Origin of the sequence: Campylobacter concisus, from assembly GCF_003048555.1 — a bacterium.
GTDB classification, from domain to species: Bacteria; Campylobacterota; Campylobacteria; order Campylobacterales; family Campylobacteraceae; genus Campylobacter_A; species Campylobacter_A concisus_AO.
Genome location: NZ_PIRR01000001.1, coordinates 57973 through 77031 on the forward strand (window position 1 = coordinate 57973; position 19059 = coordinate 77031).

Genomic DNA, 19059 nt, shown 5'->3' on the forward strand with positions numbered 1-19059 from the left:
AAATTTATTCAACTAAAGAGAGCGAAATTTTATTTCCTTTTTGCTCGCTCACACATACTTTAACCTGATCGCCTACGTTTAATGGTGTTTTTATCTTTGAGATGTGAAGCAAGCCATCAATGCCATCTTTTAGCTCGATAAACACACCAAAATCAACCACACTCTTTACGGTTCCCAAAAACTCATCACCGATATTAAAATTTGGTTTTGAACGCTCTTTGTCGTGTTTAAACGGCTTTTTGCCAAATGAACGTCCATTGTCTTTTGAAGTGATAGAGATGATGTAGTCCTTTGCGGCATCGACATTTTTCTTTGCTCCACCTGCGATTTTTACCTCCCCTTTTTCTCTATCAAGGTCTATTGAGACTTCAAATTTTTCAATGATCTCTTTTATAGTCTTGCCAGCTTGTCCGATGATGTCTACGATCTTGCTTGGGTCAACACTAAATAGTTCAAGCTTTGGAAGCACATCTTCATTTATTTTTATATTTTTATCCGCTTCTGCCATTAAAGATAAGATATGCTCTCTACCACGTTTTGCTTGATAAAGTGCCTCTTTTAGCACTTCTAAGCTAATGCCACCAAGCTTAATATCCATCTGAAGCGCTGTGATGCCATCGCTTGTACCTGCTACTTTAAAGTCCATATCGCCGTCATGATCTTCAAGTCCCATGATATCTGTTAGCACTGCATGCTTATCGCCTTCAAATATTAATCCCATAGCGACACCTGCGACAAGTTTTAAAGTATTTACGCCAGCTGCTCTAAGTGCAAGCGAGCCACCGCAAACGCTAGCCATCGAGCTTGAGCCGTTGCTCTCTAAAATTTCTGAAACAACTCTTATTGTGTATGGCGAAGCTAGATCGATACTTGGTGCAAGGGCACGTTTGGCTAAATTTCCATGTCCAAGCTCACGTCTACCAGGAGCTTTTAGTGGACTTGCCTCACCTACGCTAAAGCCTGGGAAGTTGTAGTTAAACATAAATTTCTCTACAAAAGGTACTTTTTCAGTGAGGATGTCATACATTTGAGCGTCGCTGTCAGTGCCAAGAGTAGTGACAACCAAAGCCTGCGTCTGTCCTCTTGTAAAGAGGCATGAGCCATGTGCATTTGGAAGCACATTTGTTTCGATACTAATAGGTCTAACTTCTTCAAGACCACGCCCATCAGCTCTAACGCCCTCGTTTATGATCTGCTCTCTAACGATTTTCTTTTTATATTTGCCAAGGACATTTGTGATGACAGCCTCGTCCCAGCCCTCTTTTTGAGCGACCTCATCGCTTGAAATTTGTTTCGCGATCTTGCTAAGTTCGCTCGCACGCTCGCTTTTTGCCATTTGGTTGATCGCATTTTTGACTTCAGCTTTATAAAATTTATCGATATAAATAGCGATATTTTCATTTTCTATTTCAGGTTTTAACTCAAGCGCAGCGTCCTCTTTCTTATGCTCTTTGAAAGCTTCTTCGTAAGCACTGCTAGCTCTTAGTATCGCCTTACCAGCAAAATCAATCGCCTCAACCATCATGTCTTCGCTAAATTCATTCATTAGCTGTTTTTGAGCCATGCTGTCACTTAAGCTCGGATCTATCATCGGCTCAATAGCGACCATCGGGATAAGCTGCGTAGTTTGTTGAGGCAAGCTTCTCATCTCGATCATCAAAAGCTCATCTTTTGTACCAGCTACATAAAGATCGATCGCACTTTGTTTTAGTTCAGAGTTGCTTGGGTTGATCACAAATTTTTCATCTATATAACCAACTCTAACGCCACATACTGGGCGATTTACAGGGATGTCACTAAGATAAAGAGCAACGGAGGCTGCATTTAGACTTACAACTTGCAAATCAACCTCAGGATCAGCTGAAAGCACCATTACAACGATTTGAGTTGGATATGCGTAACCTTTTGGAAAGAGTGGTCTAAGAGATCTATCGATGATGCGAGCTGTTAGCGTTTCAAAGTCGCCTGGCTTTGTCTCGCGCTTAACATAACCACCAGGAATTTTTCCAGCGGCGTAGGCTTTTTCTATATACTGCACCGTTAGAGGTAAAAAATCCTCCTCAACTTGTGTGTCTTCTCTTGCAACAGTTGCTAAAACTACGGTATTTTTCACCCTTAAGAGTACCGCTCCGCTAGCTTGTTTTGCTACTTTATTAAGGTCAAAAATTTCAACCTGATTATTGACTTCTATACTATATTGCATTATTTTTATCTCCTTGTTGTTTTTGTAACGGCAAATAATAAGGGCTCTCTTCTAATATTGACATGATACGCTCACTCGTAGCTTCGATCTTTTTCTCGTAATACGAATCCACATCGATAAAATCAACGATCTTGTTTATCGTGTAAATTTCATCAACCATATCATTTAAATTTGTAAAGACATCAGTAGCAATCACTGGCGTTGCGTATGAGATGGATTTTACCTTCACATCAAGCAACGTCTTTATACAAATGAGTGCCGTCATACCAGTCTCGCACCCCTCATCGATTAGTAAAATATTTTTATCTTTTAGCTCTCCTATCAAATTTCCTTTTCGGTATTTATAAACGTTTTTTAAAATTTTTTCTTCATATTTTCTATGTGCTTCGCCGTAAATATAGTCATAGCTTATATTAAAAGCTTTTATAAGTTTATCATTTAACACTATATCTTCTGTTTCGCTAACTATTGCAACATCACATTCGCTATTATTTGGCGCAGGTATTGGCTCGCTAAAGAGCATCTCGTAGCTTAAATTTAAACTTCTACAAACTGCATCTGTGAGTATAACTGACTCAAGCGACATACAAACAACTATCGTCTTTTTATCTACGAGCTCTTTTTTTGGCAAAATTTCAATTAGCTTGCTAGCTGCCTCTAATTGATCCTTAAATTTAGCCGTTATCATTTAGTTGGCACTCGATTTTGTGCTGCTTTGCGAAAAGTCATAGTGCAAACCGCCCATTGGATAGAAATTTATCGTGAAATAAATACCATTTTTTCTAGTTGATGCTGAGCCATTTATTGTTGTTGTTGGCTCTACATCTTGTTGATAAATTATCCCGTAATTCCAGCATTTTCTTTGATGAAGTACACCAACTCTCCAGCTTTTTGTGTAGCTTCGCTCAATATCATATTGCCAGCCGCCAATAAGGCTGTATTGATGAGGCAACTTTACTCCAAGACCACTTGTAAAATAGCTATCTTTTGTCGCACTATTTTTTATTTTGCTATCATTTTTCTTCATGGTGTGAAGCATATTTAGCCAAAATAAATCATTTGTGTATGAAAATCCGCTTTGTATCTTTTTAAGCTCTTTACTCTTGTGTGAATATTCAAGCTTATTATAAAGGCTTAAATTTTCAAATGGATATAGATAAATAGCATTTTTTAAATTCGAATATTCATCTTCTTTTGTGTAATATCCTTGAGAAATACTATGTTTTATAATCTTTCTACCATTAGAGTTAAAGAAATACTGCGTCAGATAACCAGAAATTTCTTCCTTACTCTGCTCTTGAGTCAAGAAATTTTCATACTCATTTAGATTTTTATCATAGATAAACTCATCATCTAAATTTCCTTTTCTATAGCCTGGCAGTAGATATTCAGCTCCAAAATTTAGAGTATGATAAAAGCTTTCATACGCTTTTGCAAGGTCAGTGTGAAGGGCAAATTTGTGGTAATTATTTACAAAATTTGTATGCTTATCTTCTCTTTTATCATCAAATGAATTTATCTTATTCTCGTAATTTATTCTTGATGCGTATAGATACTCGTAAAATGAAAAAGTTAAACTATCATCAAGCAGTGGCACATGCACTGAAGCTGGAAGCGTAAATTCATACTGAGTCGCTCTAACGCCTATCTTTCTATCGTATCTATGTGACTGAAGATCGAGTGAATATAAGATATTTGGCAAGACAATATCATCTGTAAATTTATGATACTGAAGCGATGGAAGCTCTTGAAGAGTGTCTTTGTTCTCATTTTTTGAGCCAATTTTTTCAGTGTCTATGTAGTATTTTGCATAAGCACCAAAATAATGATCGTCATTTGCGATGAAATAGTTAAATTTAGAAGTTACAAGCGAATCATAATCATCATCCCTGCCTTTTAAATTTAAATAATCTATATCATTTAGCTTCGTTGCATCTATCCAAATTCCCTCTTGCAAATCCGCTTCACTAAGGTATCTTATAAGCTTATCTCTTTCGTATTTTAGTCCAATGCCTTTATGTGTTTTATTTTTTAGTTCAGCCTTATTTGAGGTCTCTCCTTTTTGCTTGGCTTGGTAGCTGCTTTTATCAGTAAATGAGCCAAAGCTTATTTCTCCCCTTGAATCAGGCGACTCAGTAAATCTAAACGCACCATAAATTCCAGCACCTCTATTTGTTCTTATCTGCGGATCAAGCTCGAAGTCCCACTCATTATAAGGTGCAAAATAAATCGGCTGCTTGTAATAAAAACCTTCAGATTTTCCGTATCCAAGCTCAGGCGGCAAAAGACCTGTTCTTCTTGTGGTATCTGTTGAAAAACCAAAATATGGCAAATAAAAAACTGGCACATTAGCTATACGAAAGACTGGGTTAAAAAGATGTAAAAATTTGCTTTGTTTATTTAGCATAGCTGAGCTTGAAGTGATACTCCAGTCAGGGTCTTGGACATTACAGCTTGAAACCATCGCTTTTTTTACTCTATAGTACTCACTGTCAGAGCTGCTCTCATCGCTTCTCATCCACACTTCCATATCTTTATTCATCATAAAAAGCGATTCAAAAGCAGTGTCATTATTTTTTAAATTTAGCTTTGCATAGTTTGAGCGAGAGACTTCACTCTTGCCCTTCATCATGTTGACGTTACCAAAAAGCTCAATAACCGAATTATTTTGATCATAAACTGCACAATCAGCTGTCACAAGGTAGTCTTGAGAATATACAACGACGTTTTTATTGGCCGTGACGATGCCTTTATCTTGCTTTACATCATCAGCCAAAAGCTGCACATCTTGCACAGCTGCACTTAAATTTAAAATACAAACCGGAACTAAAAATAAAATTTTACGCATTTATCACCACTGTTTTTGCTATTTTGTCTTGCCAAGTCTGCCTAGCTGGATTTGCAAATGCCCATGCAAAACCAAGATAAAAACAAGCTTCACTAACCAACCTAAAAATCGCTCTTACCAAGCTTAAAATAAAATTTGGTCTATCTAAAATTTCTACATTAATGCACATCGTCTTTGTTAGCATTTGTCCAAGACTCGCACCATAATACCAAACAAAAAATGCATGATAAATAATCTTTAGTGCGACTATTTGCCAAAAGAAATTTAAAGTCAAATTTCTGGCTTCATCATAGCTCATAACCGACAAAAAGGCATCCCAGTAAATGATCAAAAACAAAAAAGAAACAATACATTCATCAATTGAGTAAGCTAGCACTCTTTTTGAAAAAGACGCTAGCGAAATTTCTTCTTTTTCAAGTTTTTCAACTATCTGCATACTCATTTTAATGCCTGCCAGGCAATATCTTTCCTATAATGTGTTCCGTCAAATTTTACATTTTCGCAAAGCTCATAAGCTCTATCACGTGCCTCTTTTATGCTCTTCGCAGTAGCCACGCAGACTAATACCCTGCCACCATCTGCATAAATTTCTCCGCCTTGCTCGCTAACACCAGCATAAGCGATGTGAGCATCTTTTACATCATTTAAAACTGAAATTTTAGCTTTTGGGCTGCTTTTATACGGATAGTCCTTACTAGCCATCACAACGCCAACTGCAAATTCATCTTTTAAGCTAATAGGCTTTAGCTCGCCCTTTGCAGCATTTAGTAAAATTTCGCTTAGATTTCCGTCAATTAATGGCATCAAGACCTCGCACTCAGGATCGCCAAATCTCACGTTAAACTCAAGCACATAAGGCTCATCTTTCACAATCATCAGTCCCACAAAAAGTACTCCACAAAACGGACTGCCCTCGTTTTTCATCCCTTTTAAAGTTGGCTTCACAACCTCTTCTTCAACCCTTTTTATCAGCTCTTTTGAAGCAAGCGGACTTGGAGCGTAAGCACCCATGCCACCAGTATTTGGACCCTCGTCGTTATCAAGCAGGCGTTTGTGGTCTTGTGCCACTGGCAAACTTACAAAATTTTCGCCGTCACAAATAGCAAAAAAGCTAAGCTCAAAGCCATCCAAAAACTCTTCAACTACCACAAATTTACCAGCCTCGCCAAAGCTAGCTCCACTTAGCATGTCACTAACTGCCTCTTTGGCCTCATCTTTAGAATTTGCGATTATAACGCCTTTTCCGGCACAAAGACCATCGGCCTTTACGACCATCGGCGCGCTTAAGGTATCAATAAATTTAAATGCTTTTTCTTTATCATCTGTATTTAAATATCTTGCGGTTTTTATGTTATTTCTAGCTAAAAAGTCCTTCATATAAGCCTTGCTAGCTTCAAGTCTAGCTGCTGCTTTGCTTGGTCCAAATATAAGCAAGCCCTCTTTTTTAAAGATATCCACTACGCCTTCACTAAGCGGCGCTTCAGGGCCTACGATAGTTAGGGCAATATCATTTTGCTTAGCAAATTTTGCAAGCTCATAAAAGTCTTTTATATTTAAATTCTCGCCAAGGCGTGAGGTCGCACCATTTCCTGGCGCAAAGTATAAATTTATATTTTTTTCGTTTTTTAGTTTTAGAGCAATGGCGTATTCGCGGCCGCCACTTCCTATTATGAGAATATTCATTTCATCTCCGTAAATTTAAAAACCCGAGTGGGCGTCGCATAGAAGAGTGGCCCATAAACAAAGCCAATCTTGCAAATAGATGGATACCAAACGGTTGCAACTTCTCGCCTTTTCAGACTCAAACGAAGCCACATCACAAGGCATCCATACCTTTTCGCTAACAAAAAAGTGTTGGACCCCGTAAAATGCTGACTCGCTTCACTCAGGCAATAAAATTATATAAATTCTTTGCTTAAAGTAATGTTTTGGCAAGCGCGATACAGGCGTTTATATCTTGACTTTGGCTCACTATTGGCTCGGTAAATTTTAGCTCTTTTGCAGTGACCTTTCCAATGCTTATCGCTTGATAGCTCTCATCCCAACCAAAATTATTAAGAAAATTTTTGACATTTAGTGGAGAAGCGAAGATCAAGATACTATTTTTTGGCGGTTTTAGCTCCATTTTGCAAGGATTTAAAATATTTTCATAGGCAACGATCGCCTTTATATTTACGCCGCCCTTTTGTAAAATTTCTAAGAAATTTGAAGCACTATCTTTACCTTTTAGATAAATAACCTTTTTACCTTTTAAAAGTGGCAAAATTTCTCTTGCGAAGTCATCTCCGTGAGCATTCTTTCCGGTATAAATTTCGCTAAATCCAAACTCTCTTGCGGCCGACGCACAACTATTTGCAATGGCAAAGACTGGCAAATTTATAGGCGAAATGCCATTAAATTTTAATGCATTAAAAGCATTTTTAGAAGTGGCTACCAGCACATCATAGTCGCTTAAATTTAATTCAAATTTTAAAAACTCGATCTTGCTAACACTTAAATTTATAACGCTCTCATTAGTCGTTTTTGTATTTGAAATAAGATAAATTTTACGCAACTCTTTTTAACCTTAAAAAAGACATCAAAGCAAGTAATGTGCAGGCTAAAATAACAATAGAAGTTGAATAAAATATATCGCCAAGCCCAACTAGCGGAGAGACGACGCCGCCTAAGAAAAATGGACAAAATCCAAGTATCGCTGAGGCTGAACCTGCGTATTCTCTGCCTTCGTTCATAGCTAGCGATGAAGCAGTTGGCAAGACAAATCCTGTAAAAAGAAGCAATAAGAAAAATGCGATGATAACGCCGATCACTTCAAATTTAAAGCAAAGCATAAAAGCAATAAAAACACTAGCAAACAAGGTACCAAAAAGCCCAGTTTTGAGCGCTTTTCTCTCATTTAAAAGGCTGGCAAGCCTTGCTCCTATAATAAGCCCCAAACCATTTGAAGCAAAGCAAAAGCTATAACTTACTGGACTTAGAGAATAAAATTCTTGAAAAATAAACGAAGATGACGCTATATAGGCAAACATCGCACCCATCGCAAATGTCTGAATGCTTACGAAAAGTATAAATTTTTTCTTTCTTAAAATTTTGCCAAAAACACTATAAGTCACTAGCAAAGGCATTTTTAAGCGATTTGACTGACTCAAGCTCTCTTTGAAATAAAAATTTGTAATAAAAAGTAAGATACCAATGATAGTAAGTGCCATAAAGATGCCGCGCCAGTCGGTAAATTTAAGCAGCAAACTACCGCCAATTGGTGAAAGTATCGGGGCTAGACCATTTACGACCATCATAAGGCTAAAAAATTTAGTCATTTCATGGCCCTTATAAAGATCACTAACAACAGCCCTTGAAATAACCAAGCTGCCTGCACTTGCAAGCCCTTGAATAATTCTCATAAAGATAAAAAACTGGATATTTTGCGAGAAAAATATAAAAATAGTGCTTATCGTATAGACGATGAGCGAGATGGTAAGGGGCAGTTTCCGGCCAAATTTATCACTTATTGGGCCAACTATGAGCTGACCTATGGCTAAGCCCGCCATTGATGTCGTGATCGTTAATTGTGTAGCTGTGACACTTGTTTTAAACCACTCAGTAATAGCCGGAAGTGCTGGCAAATAAAGATCTGTAACAAATGGTCCAAAGGCAGAGAGAGCACCTAAAAATAGTAACAAAAATAGCTTGGAATTTTCTTTTTTCATAGTTTTTCTTTAAATTTTAAAAGAGATTATATTATGACTTTGCTTTTTGGGTTATTAAGGGTAAATTTAACGTGATTTATAAAATATAAAAGCCCTAAAATTAGGGCTTAGTATTACATTTTGTCTTTAGTGACGATTAAGAGCATTTTAAATTTATCTTTTATCTTTAATCCGTGTGGTATTTTGCCTGGAAGGACGATGGTATCGCCTTTTTTGATATCAAAATGTTCATCACCAATAGTTAGCTTCATCTCGCCATCAAGTGCGATAAGTAGTGCATCACCTGGAGCTGCGTGAGTTGAGAGCTCTTGGTCTGTGTCAAAACTAAGTAATGACATTGAGCCGTTTTCGTTCTTTACGAGCGTTTTACTCACGATTTTGCCTTTTTCGTATTCGACTGCATCAACTAAGCTAAAAATAGCTGCCTTAGGTAAATGATCTATCATTAAATCCTCCTTAAAATCAATTGAAATATATTTCGTTGGTTTGTTAAAAACCAGCTTGCGCCACACTTTTTTCTCTATCAGGCAAGCTTGCTCATTGCCTATATGCATCTGCTTTTCACCGTAGTATAGGCTAGCACCGCCCTCCACAACCCATGCAAGGCTGTCGCAAAACAGCATCTCATGATCTAGCTCCTCGCCCGTATCAAATGCAAATACATCGACATGAGCGTTCTCGCAATCAAAAATTCTCTTACTAACAACACTTTTCGCGACGACTTTCGTATCGGCGTTTAGATTGTAAATTTGACTCATTTTATATCCTTTTTTGCAAAATTATAAAAGGTTAAGAGCTAAATTTCATTGACCAATGTTAATAAAAAGAGAAAAAATATCCTAATTAAAACTAATGTATATGAAGAAGTTCCCTTTACGGAAAATTCCATAAAGGAATTTGGCCACTCAATAATTACCATATCATATTTGTTTCTTTTATTCTATAACAGTATCTTTTTAGTTTCTATTTTTTGTTGTTTTTATACCTGTTCTTCGTAGTTTTTGAATTATTTAGTATCATATCAGTATCAAGAGTGATACTACAGTAACAAGCAAATTTTCCGACATAGCACCAACTATTTTTCTATAACACTTCTAAATTCTTTTGCTACTAAATAGTGAAATTTTGTTGCCTCCTCCCCTTATTCCTTGTCTTTTCTTAGCTTTCATTCTGTCGGTGAAATTCTAAATAAGTTAGCACTCAATTCTTTATCTTTGTAAAAAAACCTTTGATCTTATGTAACTTCATCAATGTATCCATGAAAGGTACTCTTATCCTCATTGTTCGTACTTCTAATAACCTGTTGCCTGCTTCTCGATAGCTGTTGCCAGCAGTCATAATGACACAGACTTGTCAGTTCACGAAGAACTGAATTCAAAAATTCGGTTTCTCTATTCATTTGCAATTAATTCATTTCCAGTTTTTCTATATAATCTTTTGCTTTGTCAACTATATCAGAAATTCTTGGATAACCATCTTCTTCAATTGCTATGCTCTCAAGAATATAATCAATAAGGACACCTTCACCCATTTTTCGCTTTACTTCCCCATAACCCCATTCAGAAAAATCAAATGTCTTTTGCAATATATAAGGTATAAGTACTCGCAAATAATCGAATATATCAAATTTATCATTTATGCTTGAATGAAAGAGTAAATCGAAATATTGAAAAGCAATATCATCCCTAATATAGGGCATAATTCTTAAGTTCTGCATACAATTAAATGTTGCTATCGCTCCCATGCAATGCTGAATTACCAAGATAAAAAATAGAGCAGATTCACTCATCGATTCCATGAGCGGAATATACTTTTTTTGAGTATTAAGAGCTTTTTTACATTTTTCTTCTATTGACAATTTACTATCTTCAATGGAATCAAGAACCAATCGTTCTTTTATCCAGCTGTATAAATGGTCATCTAACTCCTTGTATGAAGAATTATCATTCTTCATTTCCTCAATAGAACAATACCGCTTAGAAAAAAACGACAATAACATTTGTTCCGCAGCATTGACAAGTACCTTATGATATTCGTCGTTATCTGTAGTAGTTATTGTTTCTAATGGAATTACAAAAAAGTCTTCAGAATACTCACGTAAAAGCACAAGCATATCAGAAAAACAATCCTTTAAATATCTATTTGCTGTTTCAAAATTTATTTCACCATCTGTTCCATGATAAAAAGACGTCATTTTCATTAATGGATCATTTACTAACTTGCATCCTTTTACAATAATATACTCTTTGTGACCAGAATTTTTTATATCCAATCTTACAGCCCCCGATAAATATGTTACATTATCCTCTTTATCAATATTTGAAAAAAAATAGCGTATATAACGTTGCTGACGATACCAAAATAAGCGAACTTCTCCTATCAGTCTCTTAATATCTTCTTTTTCAAAACAATCTATTTTGTCTTCATATTTTTCAAGAACAGAAAGATATTCCTTCATTATTCTCTTTAAGGGTTTTATTTCGATCAACCTAATTTCTCTCTCCTGAACTTACTCAACATAATAAAAATCCGGAAGTTCAATATACCCTGAAATAAGTTCAAATAATTTCCTCATAATCATATCACAATCATCTTGTACGCTTTTTAATTTCTGTTCGGCATAATAATCAGGAACAGTATGGTAATTATGGGCTGGATTGTCACATATAAGCATTGAAGTTTCTCTTATTGCTCCCCAAAAACCGTGAGTGAAATTTGTTCCATATTCGTAGTAAATTTCATACAACATTTGTTCATCACACAAAGCGAATTTTTTGTTTATCTGAGTTTTGTCAAAATATCCAAAACTGGCATCAACAAATGCTTCGTCCATATCCTCATTAACAAGAAGTTCCATGATTCTTTGATGAAACTGCGCATCATCAGAAACAGAATATTTTCCTTCCCTCATCTTGGCCATAACAAGCTTGTACTTTCCAAGTCCATAAGCCTTAAACCTATTATACACATCAGGAATTTCTTTTTCTTGCAACATAATATATTTCAAATTTATATAACTTTCCACCATAGTTCTAAAAAGTATCCTTCCGCTTATGTTGTTCTCAAGCTTTTTTTCTGATATTTCTCTATAAATTTTATAAATATAGCAAGTAAGCCCCATTATAACCGCATACTTTTCATCCATCTTTTTGTCATCATTAGTCGCAGCAATATAATCAATAACTTTTGTTATCTTATCAAAGAATTTCATTTTTTCACTTCCGTCCCACAGTATTATTAATGGATTACATTCAGATACTTCTCCCAATCTTCCCCATATCAGTTTTGAAAATTCTTTACTACTATCAATAATACATAACCCTTGAAATGTTGACCTTATTACAGGTCTATACGTCTTCATTATCTCATCAGAATGATCATATTTGTAATAAGCAGTCAATGCCTGTGGCAATAGGTCTAATTCACTTGAAATATGTAATCTCCCACTCTTTACATAGAACCAATCCAAGGCGAAACATATATCTGTTGTAAGCTCATCATGAAATTTACTACATTCTTTAATTATTGTAAAAAGTTCAGAAATGCTCTCATCAATATTTATCGAATAATCAAAAAAGAAATTATAAAAGACATCATCTATATCTGGTGTCACAACAATTGTAAATGAAGCCAATACATCACGATCCACATATTTTAAGACGATAGACCAAAAACGCTCTCTTTTTTCTCGCTCTAAGTCAAGTATTTTCGAAAACTGAGGAACACATATCGACCATGAGTTTAATTCATCAATAATATGATAAACTCTCTCTAAGCCTCCTTTTCTCCCGTATTTATGAATAATTAGCCCAATCCATAAAAATTCTGGAAGCCAATTCTGAGACCAGCTCGATAAACTTAACGCAGATCCAAGCCCTTCTGGATCGGTATAAGGAGTATATAGTGTATCACCTTTTTTTATATGTTTTGATAGTTCGATTCTATCCATCAAAATGACTCCTCTAAATGTAATAACGAATATATCTATTTCTCTTCTTCGAACATTAAAGAAAACCTTATCTTCTATTTTAATTATCTGTGCAAGTTCAGACATCATACATTTCTAATAAATTCTATTGATATATTTATTTATTGAATAATACAATAGGAAAACTTTATCTACAAAAGCACATCCTTTCATTAAATGACCTTTGTCTTTCTTATAAAAGATACTCTTATCCAAGTTTATCATTCTGTATAAATAACACTACTGTACTTGTGCAAAATATTACCATCACTTAATCCGGCTCTTCATATAGGACCTACTGCCTTTTGCAAAATAAGTATTCATAAAGTTTTCGTTTACTCCTATTCCCATAACTTCGCATTTTTATACGTGTTTTTTAGGGAAAATACTTCGAGTCTGTCATATTCCATGTTTTATTTTGTTTATACTAGAGTCTCGAATATTTTTTGAACCAGATCTACTCGAAGATATCGTACCAATGTCTATTGAGTTAAAATCTAATCTTTCCATCAGTTCCATGTATTTGTCTTTATACTTCCTAATTAGATCTTCATCTATATACAAGCCCTCGTCATTCATGTTATTATCAACAGCCGATTCTTGTCATTCCAACTTCCAACTCTTTATCTAAATTATACAAATACCTAAAAATCTCTAATGATGCCATAAAGCCAACGGTTTTAAAAAATAATAGTCTCTTCACTAAATTATTTTTTAAGAGTTTCTATCCAAGCATATTTGCTTCTATTACTCCAACTCGATATGTCCATTAATATCGTTTTGTATAAATGACATAAAATCAATGTTTTTGTCATTGGATTTAGCCTTATTATCTAGTTTATTTCTGTTTATCTGATTTTTTGCAAACATATTGCAAGTATGAAACAGATTAAAAAACAAATACGTTATATTCTGGTAAAAAGCTATTCAACTCTTTTATCATTAGTTGAAATAAAGTTTCTCATCATTTCTATCGAATACTTTAACTCTGAAAGATTAAATCTTCTGTTATTTTCATTTTCTGGATGATGTATTTGATGCCTTATATATTCTGTTAAAGTCAGTTTTTGGGTAGCTATCGACCCATCTTTTTTCAACTTTTTATAATCAATCTCCTGTTTATCAGATTTATAGTTGTTAAGCCAACCCTGCAACTCAATAAATCCATATAATTCATTGTGATACTCTTCTGTTATCTCTCCAAAAGCCATGTAATTTACTTCGTTTAGCGATGGATAATGTAATTGTCCAGGAGCAACATTTTGGACTTCTTTTTTTTGTTCTCCATCTTTAAGCAATCTTAAATTTGAAAAATCCAGTCTTTTTACAATATTAGGACTATGTGTCGTTAACAATATCTGAGTTTTTGGCAATTTCGCTAATTTTTTCAAAGAATCAATTAACTTATACTGATTATTTGTATGTTGAGAGGTTTCTGGCTCCTCTATTGCATATATAATATTTGCATTTTCGCTATTCTCTGCTCTTCTTTCAGCCTCTGCTCTAAAAAAGTTCAACAATATCAAACGTCTTACTCCACTTCCTCTTTTATTTATAGGAATATTCTCATCTCCAGATATTGAAACATTTTTGAAAACATCTTGCCACTTTAGATTCTTTGCTGCAGGAATAACCGGATTTAAAGTATTTGCAATTTCCGAATCCATTTCTCTTATTTTTTCTAAGGTTCTATTAGATACTTCTTCTATTTTTTTTCTAACTACTTCTGCTATTTCAGCAAGACTATTTTGTAAACTTTCTTCACTAATAATTTGTTTTACTGCTTCCTTTAATGGATCCTGTATTTCATTATCTGAGTCACTATTTTTTCGATCTGATTGAAAAAGTGAATATACTGGTAAATATATAGATATTTTATCCCAAATTTTTTTTGCATCTTCTTTTGTGACATCAAGTTCAATTTCATCCAATTGCAGATCATTTGAATACTTTGCCCATATTACTTTTCTCATTATTGAGTTAACACTCAAATCACTACACTCTATATTTTCTTCTTTAATTATTTTTTTTAAATCTGAGTTTTTCTTTAATAGTAAATCTTCACAACTTTTATTTGTTGGATGGCTCGCTTTTATATATACTTTTGCTGCTCCACCATTTTGAAACTTTTTTACTATCTCCAATTCTTTATTCTCATTCAAAAGATATTCGTCCATAAGTGATGTTTCAACAGATGAATCTATTACCACCTTGCCTGGTAGATCGCAAAAGCATATGCTTATTACTGTTTCATATTCTCCATTTTTTGATTTAGCTATATTTACATCTGTTTTATCAATTTTTATAACACCTTTACCATCATTGAAAAAGATATCCAACGCCTCTAAAATTGTTGATTTACCAACATCATTTTTCCCTACTATAACAGTTAAATCGTCAAAATTCACTATTATTTCGTCTGAGTAACCTCTAAAGTTTTTAATTTTCATTGATTTTATTTTCATATTATCTCCTTCTCTAAACAATTAAATTAAACCCTATATTCTTCTGTAAATTCTCTTACCAACCCATCATGCCATTCTTGCATATCCATTTCTAATGGCATTTTGTAATACTTATCAAAAACTTCATACAGATATTTATACTTAACCCTATTTTCTATTATTTACTTAAGTGCACTTGTATCCATTGAAATAATCTTCATTCCTGTAATGGTCTCTTCATCTCTTGTATAGGGAATTATTTTTCTATATCTGAAATCAGAAACGACATTCTTATCCAGATAAGTACTTACAAACAAACTGTAAATCAAATGGATTATTAAATCTGATTCTATAATCTCCTAAATGTCTTGAAACAGGCTCCATTTCAACTCTTCTCTGATTATTTCCATCTGCAAGATTTATTTTAACAATAATATTAGCTTCTAATGATAACTTATTATATTAAAAGTATTTTATCATCTTTCGCTAATTTTGTATCGTATAATTTTTAAAGTATATTGTTGGATGAATAGTCGTATGCAAATCCAATCTTTCTAAATAGTTCTTGTATAATTTAAAGAATCAAAAACCATATCTTGTATGCTATGGTTTTTGTATTCGCCTATAAAACTACTACGAGTTATTGTTTAATATGTTCTTTTTAAAATCCTTATCCATTTTGTAACCGCTTCTCATTTCCAAAGACTACAAATTTTTATTTTAAGCTATCTTCTAATAAAAAACTATTTTACTCCCACTCTATCGTTGCAGGTGGCTTGCTTGAGATGTCGTAAACTACGCGGTTTATTCCATTTACTTCGTTTATAATGCGGCGGCTTACATTTTCAAGCAGATCATAAGGTAACCTTGAAAAGCTTGCGGTCATACCATCGCTTGCATCGACCACACGTACGCAAACTGCATTTTCATAGGTGCGGTTATCACCCATTACGCCAACAGAATTTACATTTAAAAGCACGCAGAACGCCTGCCAAGTTTTGTTGTACCAGCCAGTGCTCTTTAGCTCATCTCGCAAGATCACATCAGCTTTGCGAAGTAGTTCTAGACTTGGTTTGTTTACTTCACCCATGATGCGGATAGCAAGGCCCGGTCCTGGGAAAGGATGACGGAATACTAAATCGCGACTTAGTCCAAGCTCAAGACCTAGCTTTCTAACCTCATCTTTAAAAATTTCTCTTAGCGGCTCTATTAGCTCAAATGTCATCCAATCAGGCAAACCTCCAACGTTGTGGTGGCTCTTTATCGTCTTGCTTGAGCCAACTACGGAGCTTTCGATGATATCAGTATAAAGAGTGCCTTGAGCTAAAAATTTCACATCGCCGTGCTTCTTAGCCTCTTTTTCAAAAATTTCTATAAATGTCTCACCTATGATCTTGCGTTTTTTCTCAGGATCTACTACACCAGCTAAGCGGCTAAGAAAGATCTCGCTTGCGTCTATGCTAACTAGCTCAACGCCAAGCTTTGTCCTAAATGTAGCTTCAACTTGCTCTCTTTCGTTTGTTCTAAGAAGTCCGTTATCAACAAAGACAAGGATCAAATTTTCAGGCACAGCAGCTGCTAAAAGCGCCGCAGTCACGGAGCTATCCACGCCACCGCTAACTGCACAAAGTACCTTGTGAGTGCCTACTGTTTTTCTTATCTCTTCTATCTTGTTTTTAGCAAAGCTTCCCATGTTCCATGTGCTCTCGCAACCGCAGATATATTTAGCAAAATTCTTTAAAATTTGCGTGCCATACTCGCTGTGTTGCACCTCTGCGTGAAACTGGATCGCATAAAATTTACGTTTATCATCGCCAAAAGCACAATAAGGCGAATTCTCACTAACAGCGATCACCTCAAAGCCCTCTGGCAAGTCCTTTACATAGTCACTATGACTCATCCATACGATTTGTTTTGAAGGTGTATCTTTAAATAGCTCATGCTCTTTAATAACGTTAAGCTCAGCCTTGCCATACTCTTTTTGATCAGCTGCTAAAACCTCAGCCCCATGCGTGTGAGCAAGTAGTTGCATGCCGTAGCAAACGCCAAGTATAGGGATATTTAGCTCAAATACGCCGTTATCGCAAAAATAAGCATCTTTAGCATAAACACTAGCTGGACCGCCACTTAAAATGATACCTTTTGGCTCTTTCGCCTTTATCTCACTAAGCTTTGCATTAAATGGCAAAATTTCAGTGTAGACGCCCTCTTCTCTTAGCCTTCTAGCTATTAGCTGAGTGTATTGCGAACCAAAATCCAAAACTATAATCGTATTGTTCATTTATAACCTTTTAAAAATAGATATGAAAAATTTCAAACTGCACATACCAAACAATGATCGATACGATATATCCTAGAACCACCATCCAAGCGTATTTCATATGTGCACCAAAGGTATAAATTCCTTTTAATTTACCCATTACTCCAACACCAGCTGCTGAACCAAAGCTGATCATCGAACCACCGATACCAGCAGTTAGTGTTACTAGTAGCCACTGACTCATTGCCTCGCCTGCATCAGCTCCCATTGCTGGATTTGCTTTTAAAACAGCTGACATAACAGGGACATTATCAACGATTGCTGAAAGGAAACCAACGCCAATATTTACAGCAGTTGAGCCAAATTTATCATAAAGTGATACAGCGTAATTTAAAAATCCAGCAAAATGAAGAGCGCCAACTGCAGCTAAAATTCCGAAGAAGAAAAATAGTGTGTTGTTTTCGATCTTTGACATATAGTGAAATACATGCATTGGCTCTTCATTTTTATGAGCTTTTTTGAAATAGTATGTATAGAGGCTAAGTAGCGAGAAGCCAAACATCATTCCCCACATCGCTGGTAAGTGAAAAAGCTGGTGCATCATAACAGCACAAAAGATAGTAAATGCGCCTATAAAAATAACCGCTTTACCGCCTTTTTTCATAACCACTTTTGGCTCATTTGCTACGTCAAAATGCGGTGCAGTACTTGGCACCACGCGAGAAAGTAAAAATGCCGTTACAAACCAACCTACGATAGATGCTGGAAAAAGTGCGAAAAAGTCGACAAATGGTGCTTTTCCAGCAGCCCAAGCCATAAGCGTAGTGATATCGCCAAATGGACTCCATGCTCCACCTGCATTTGCTGCAACGACGATGTTTATCGCACCAGCAACTAAGAAATTTGTATTATTTCTATCTATTGTTAGAAGAACGGTTGAAAGAATAAGCGCTGTTGTTAGGTTATCAGCTACTGGGCTTATAAAAAATGCCAAAATACCAGTTAGCCAAAACAGCTTTCTATAAGTATAGCCTTTTGATACGAGATTATATTTAAGTGCGTTAAATACGTCTCTTTCTATAAGTGCTTCGATAAATGTCATCGCCACCATCAAGAAAAATACTATCTGAGCGATCTCTAAAATCAGGTGATTTACCTCATGTTCAAGCGAATGCACATCCATGCCATTTATAAGCATATAAACACCGATAAGTAGAAACATAAACGTACCGATAAAAATAGCAGGTTTTGCCTTATCAATGTGGAAATTTTCTTCTGCTGCTATGAAAAAATATCCAACAACAAAAATTATAAGCGATAAAATTCCTGCCCATGTAGTAGTTAAGTCAATAGCTGCGGTTTCTCCATCAGCACCAAAAGCCATCGCGAAAAACAAGCCTAGAAGTCCAAAAAACCTCATTATACTCTCCTTGTAGAATAAAAAATCTTGGTATATTACTTAAATGAGCCTAAAAATTAGGTTAGTTAAAATTATTAAGCTTACATTACATTTTTATTTAAATACGAAAATTTTACTAGATTTTGTTTATCTTGTCAGTTTTCTTTTCTTTTACGGGAGCATTTCCATAAAATGGATCATCCTTGTAACCACAACCACTAAATGCAAAAA

15 protein-coding genes are annotated in these 19059 nt (G+C 35.2%); all 15 read right to left on the reverse strand.

The features are described from left to right. Positions 1 to 4 precede the first annotated feature (4 nt). On the reverse strand, positions 5 to 2203 hold the full coding sequence (locus CVS92_RS00265; protein WP_107788101.1) for a polyribonucleotide nucleotidyltransferase: 2199 nt from the start codon (positions 2201 to 2203) through the stop codon (positions 5 to 7). After that, on the reverse strand, positions 2193 to 2891 hold the full coding sequence (locus tag CVS92_RS00270; RefSeq protein ID WP_021091548.1) for a hypothetical protein: 699 nt from the start codon (positions 2889 to 2891) through the stop codon (positions 2193 to 2195). The genes CVS92_RS00265 and CVS92_RS00270 overlap by 11 nt, the downstream gene beginning before the upstream one ends. Further along, on the reverse strand, positions 2892 to 5051 hold the full coding sequence (locus tag CVS92_RS00275) for an LPS-assembly protein LptD (RefSeq protein ID WP_107788102.1): 2160 nt from the start codon (positions 5049 to 5051) through the stop codon (positions 2892 to 2894). Then, complete coding sequence (locus CVS92_RS00280) at positions 5044 to 5493, reverse strand: RDD family protein (protein WP_107788103.1); 450 nt, start codon at positions 5491 to 5493, stop codon at positions 5044 to 5046. Before CVS92_RS00280 ends, CVS92_RS00275 begins: the two co-directional genes overlap by 8 nt. Beyond that, the gene (gene purD, locus CVS92_RS00285) at positions 5490 to 6734 is read right to left on the reverse strand and encodes a phosphoribosylamine--glycine ligase (protein WP_107788104.1); all 1245 of its coding nucleotides are present in this window, start codon (positions 6732 to 6734) and stop codon (positions 5490 to 5492) included. The genes CVS92_RS00280 and purD overlap by 4 nt, the downstream gene beginning before the upstream one ends. 232 nt (positions 6735 to 6966) lie before the next feature. Next, positions 6967 to 7605 carry a uroporphyrinogen-III synthase gene (locus CVS92_RS00290; RefSeq protein ID WP_084042244.1) on the reverse strand — a complete coding sequence of 213 codons (639 nt, stop codon included), beginning with the start codon at positions 7603 to 7605 and terminating at the stop codon, positions 6967 to 6969. Further along, positions 7598 to 8758 carry a multidrug effflux MFS transporter gene (locus CVS92_RS00295; protein WP_107788105.1) on the reverse strand — a complete coding sequence of 387 codons (1161 nt, stop codon included), beginning with the start codon at positions 8756 to 8758 and terminating at the stop codon, positions 7598 to 7600. The genes CVS92_RS00290 and CVS92_RS00295 overlap by 8 nt, the downstream gene beginning before the upstream one ends. 113 nt (positions 8759 to 8871) lie before the next feature. Further along, positions 8872 to 9516, reverse strand: a complete 645-nt coding sequence (locus CVS92_RS00300; RefSeq protein ID WP_107788106.1) for a cupin domain-containing protein — start codon at positions 9514 to 9516, stop codon at positions 8872 to 8874. Positions 9517 to 10163: 647 nt separating this feature from the next. Next, positions 10164 to 11216 (reverse strand): hypothetical protein, encoded by a 1053-nt coding sequence (locus CVS92_RS00305; RefSeq protein WP_107788107.1) that lies wholly within the window; start codon positions 11214 to 11216, stop codon positions 10164 to 10166. Positions 11217 to 11267: 51 nt separating this feature from the next. Beyond that, on the reverse strand, positions 11268 to 12812 hold the full coding sequence (locus tag CVS92_RS00310; protein ID WP_199906390.1) for a DUF5677 domain-containing protein: 1545 nt from the start codon (positions 12810 to 12812) through the stop codon (positions 11268 to 11270). 836 nt (positions 12813 to 13648) lie between these two features. Beyond that, on the reverse strand, positions 13649 to 15190 hold the full coding sequence (locus tag CVS92_RS00315; RefSeq protein ID WP_107788108.1) for an ATP-binding protein: 1542 nt from the start codon (positions 15188 to 15190) through the stop codon (positions 13649 to 13651). A gap of 161 nt (positions 15191 to 15351) precedes the next feature. After that, positions 15352 to 15498, reverse strand: a complete 147-nt coding sequence (locus CVS92_RS09255; RefSeq protein WP_413784231.1) for an AlwI family type II restriction endonuclease — start codon at positions 15496 to 15498, stop codon at positions 15352 to 15354. Further along, positions 15461 to 15604: an AlwI family type II restriction endonuclease gene (locus tag CVS92_RS09260; RefSeq protein WP_199906392.1), complete on the reverse strand. Its 144-nt coding sequence runs from the start codon at positions 15602 to 15604 to the stop codon at positions 15461 to 15463. The genes CVS92_RS09255 and CVS92_RS09260 overlap by 38 nt, the downstream gene beginning before the upstream one ends. Before the next feature lie 313 nt (positions 15605 to 15917). Next, positions 15918 to 17450, reverse strand: a complete 1533-nt coding sequence (gene guaA, locus CVS92_RS00325) for a glutamine-hydrolyzing GMP synthase (protein WP_107788109.1) — start codon at positions 17448 to 17450, stop codon at positions 15918 to 15920. A 10-nt stretch (positions 17451 to 17460) separates the two neighbouring features. Next, positions 17461 to 18849 carry a sodium:proton antiporter NhaD gene (gene nhaD, locus CVS92_RS00330; RefSeq protein WP_107788110.1) on the reverse strand — a complete coding sequence of 463 codons (1389 nt, stop codon included), beginning with the start codon at positions 18847 to 18849 and terminating at the stop codon, positions 17461 to 17463. Positions 18850 to 19059: the final 210 nt, after the last annotated feature.

What these genes read in the sequence shown, in the direction of transcription:
- CVS92_RS00265 (WP_107788101.1), bottom strand. Translation starts at nt 2,203, where the DNA reads ATGCAATATAGTATAGAAGTCAATAATCAGGTTGAAATTTTTGACCTT.
- CVS92_RS00270 (WP_021091548.1), bottom strand. Translation starts at nt 2,891, where the DNA reads ATGATAACGGCTAAATTTAAGGATCAATTAGAGGCAGCTAGCAAGCTA.
- CVS92_RS00275 (WP_107788102.1), bottom strand. Translation starts at nt 5,051, where the DNA reads ATGCGTAAAATTTTATTTTTAGTTCCGGTTTGTATTTTAAATTTAAGT.
- CVS92_RS00280 (WP_107788103.1), bottom strand. Translation starts at nt 5,493, where the DNA reads ATGAGTATGCAGATAGTTGAAAAACTTGAAAAAGAAGAAATTTCGCTA.
- purD (WP_107788104.1), bottom strand. Translation starts at nt 6,734, where the DNA reads ATGAATATTCTCATAATAGGAAGTGGCGGCCGCGAATACGCCATTGCT.
- CVS92_RS00295 (WP_107788105.1), bottom strand. Translation starts at nt 8,758, where the DNA reads ATGAAAAAAGAAAATTCCAAGCTATTTTTGTTACTATTTTTAGGTGCT.
- CVS92_RS00300 (WP_107788106.1), bottom strand. Translation starts at nt 9,516, where the DNA reads ATGAGTCAAATTTACAATCTAAACGCCGATACGAAAGTCGTCGCGAAA.
- CVS92_RS00305 (WP_107788107.1), bottom strand. Translation starts at nt 11,216, where the DNA reads ATGAAGGAATATCTTTCTGTTCTTGAAAAATATGAAGACAAAATAGAT.
- CVS92_RS00310 (WP_199906390.1), bottom strand. Translation starts at nt 12,812, where the DNA reads ATGTCTGAACTTGCACAGATAATTAAAATAGAAGATAAGGTTTTCTTT.
- CVS92_RS00315 (WP_107788108.1), bottom strand. Translation starts at nt 15,190, where the DNA reads ATGAAAATAAAATCAATGAAAATTAAAAACTTTAGAGGTTACTCAGAC.
- guaA (WP_107788109.1), bottom strand. Translation starts at nt 17,450, where the DNA reads ATGAACAATACGATTATAGTTTTGGATTTTGGTTCGCAATACACTCAG.
- nhaD (WP_107788110.1), bottom strand. Translation starts at nt 18,849, where the DNA reads ATGAGGTTTTTTGGACTTCTAGGCTTGTTTTTCGCGATGGCTTTTGGT.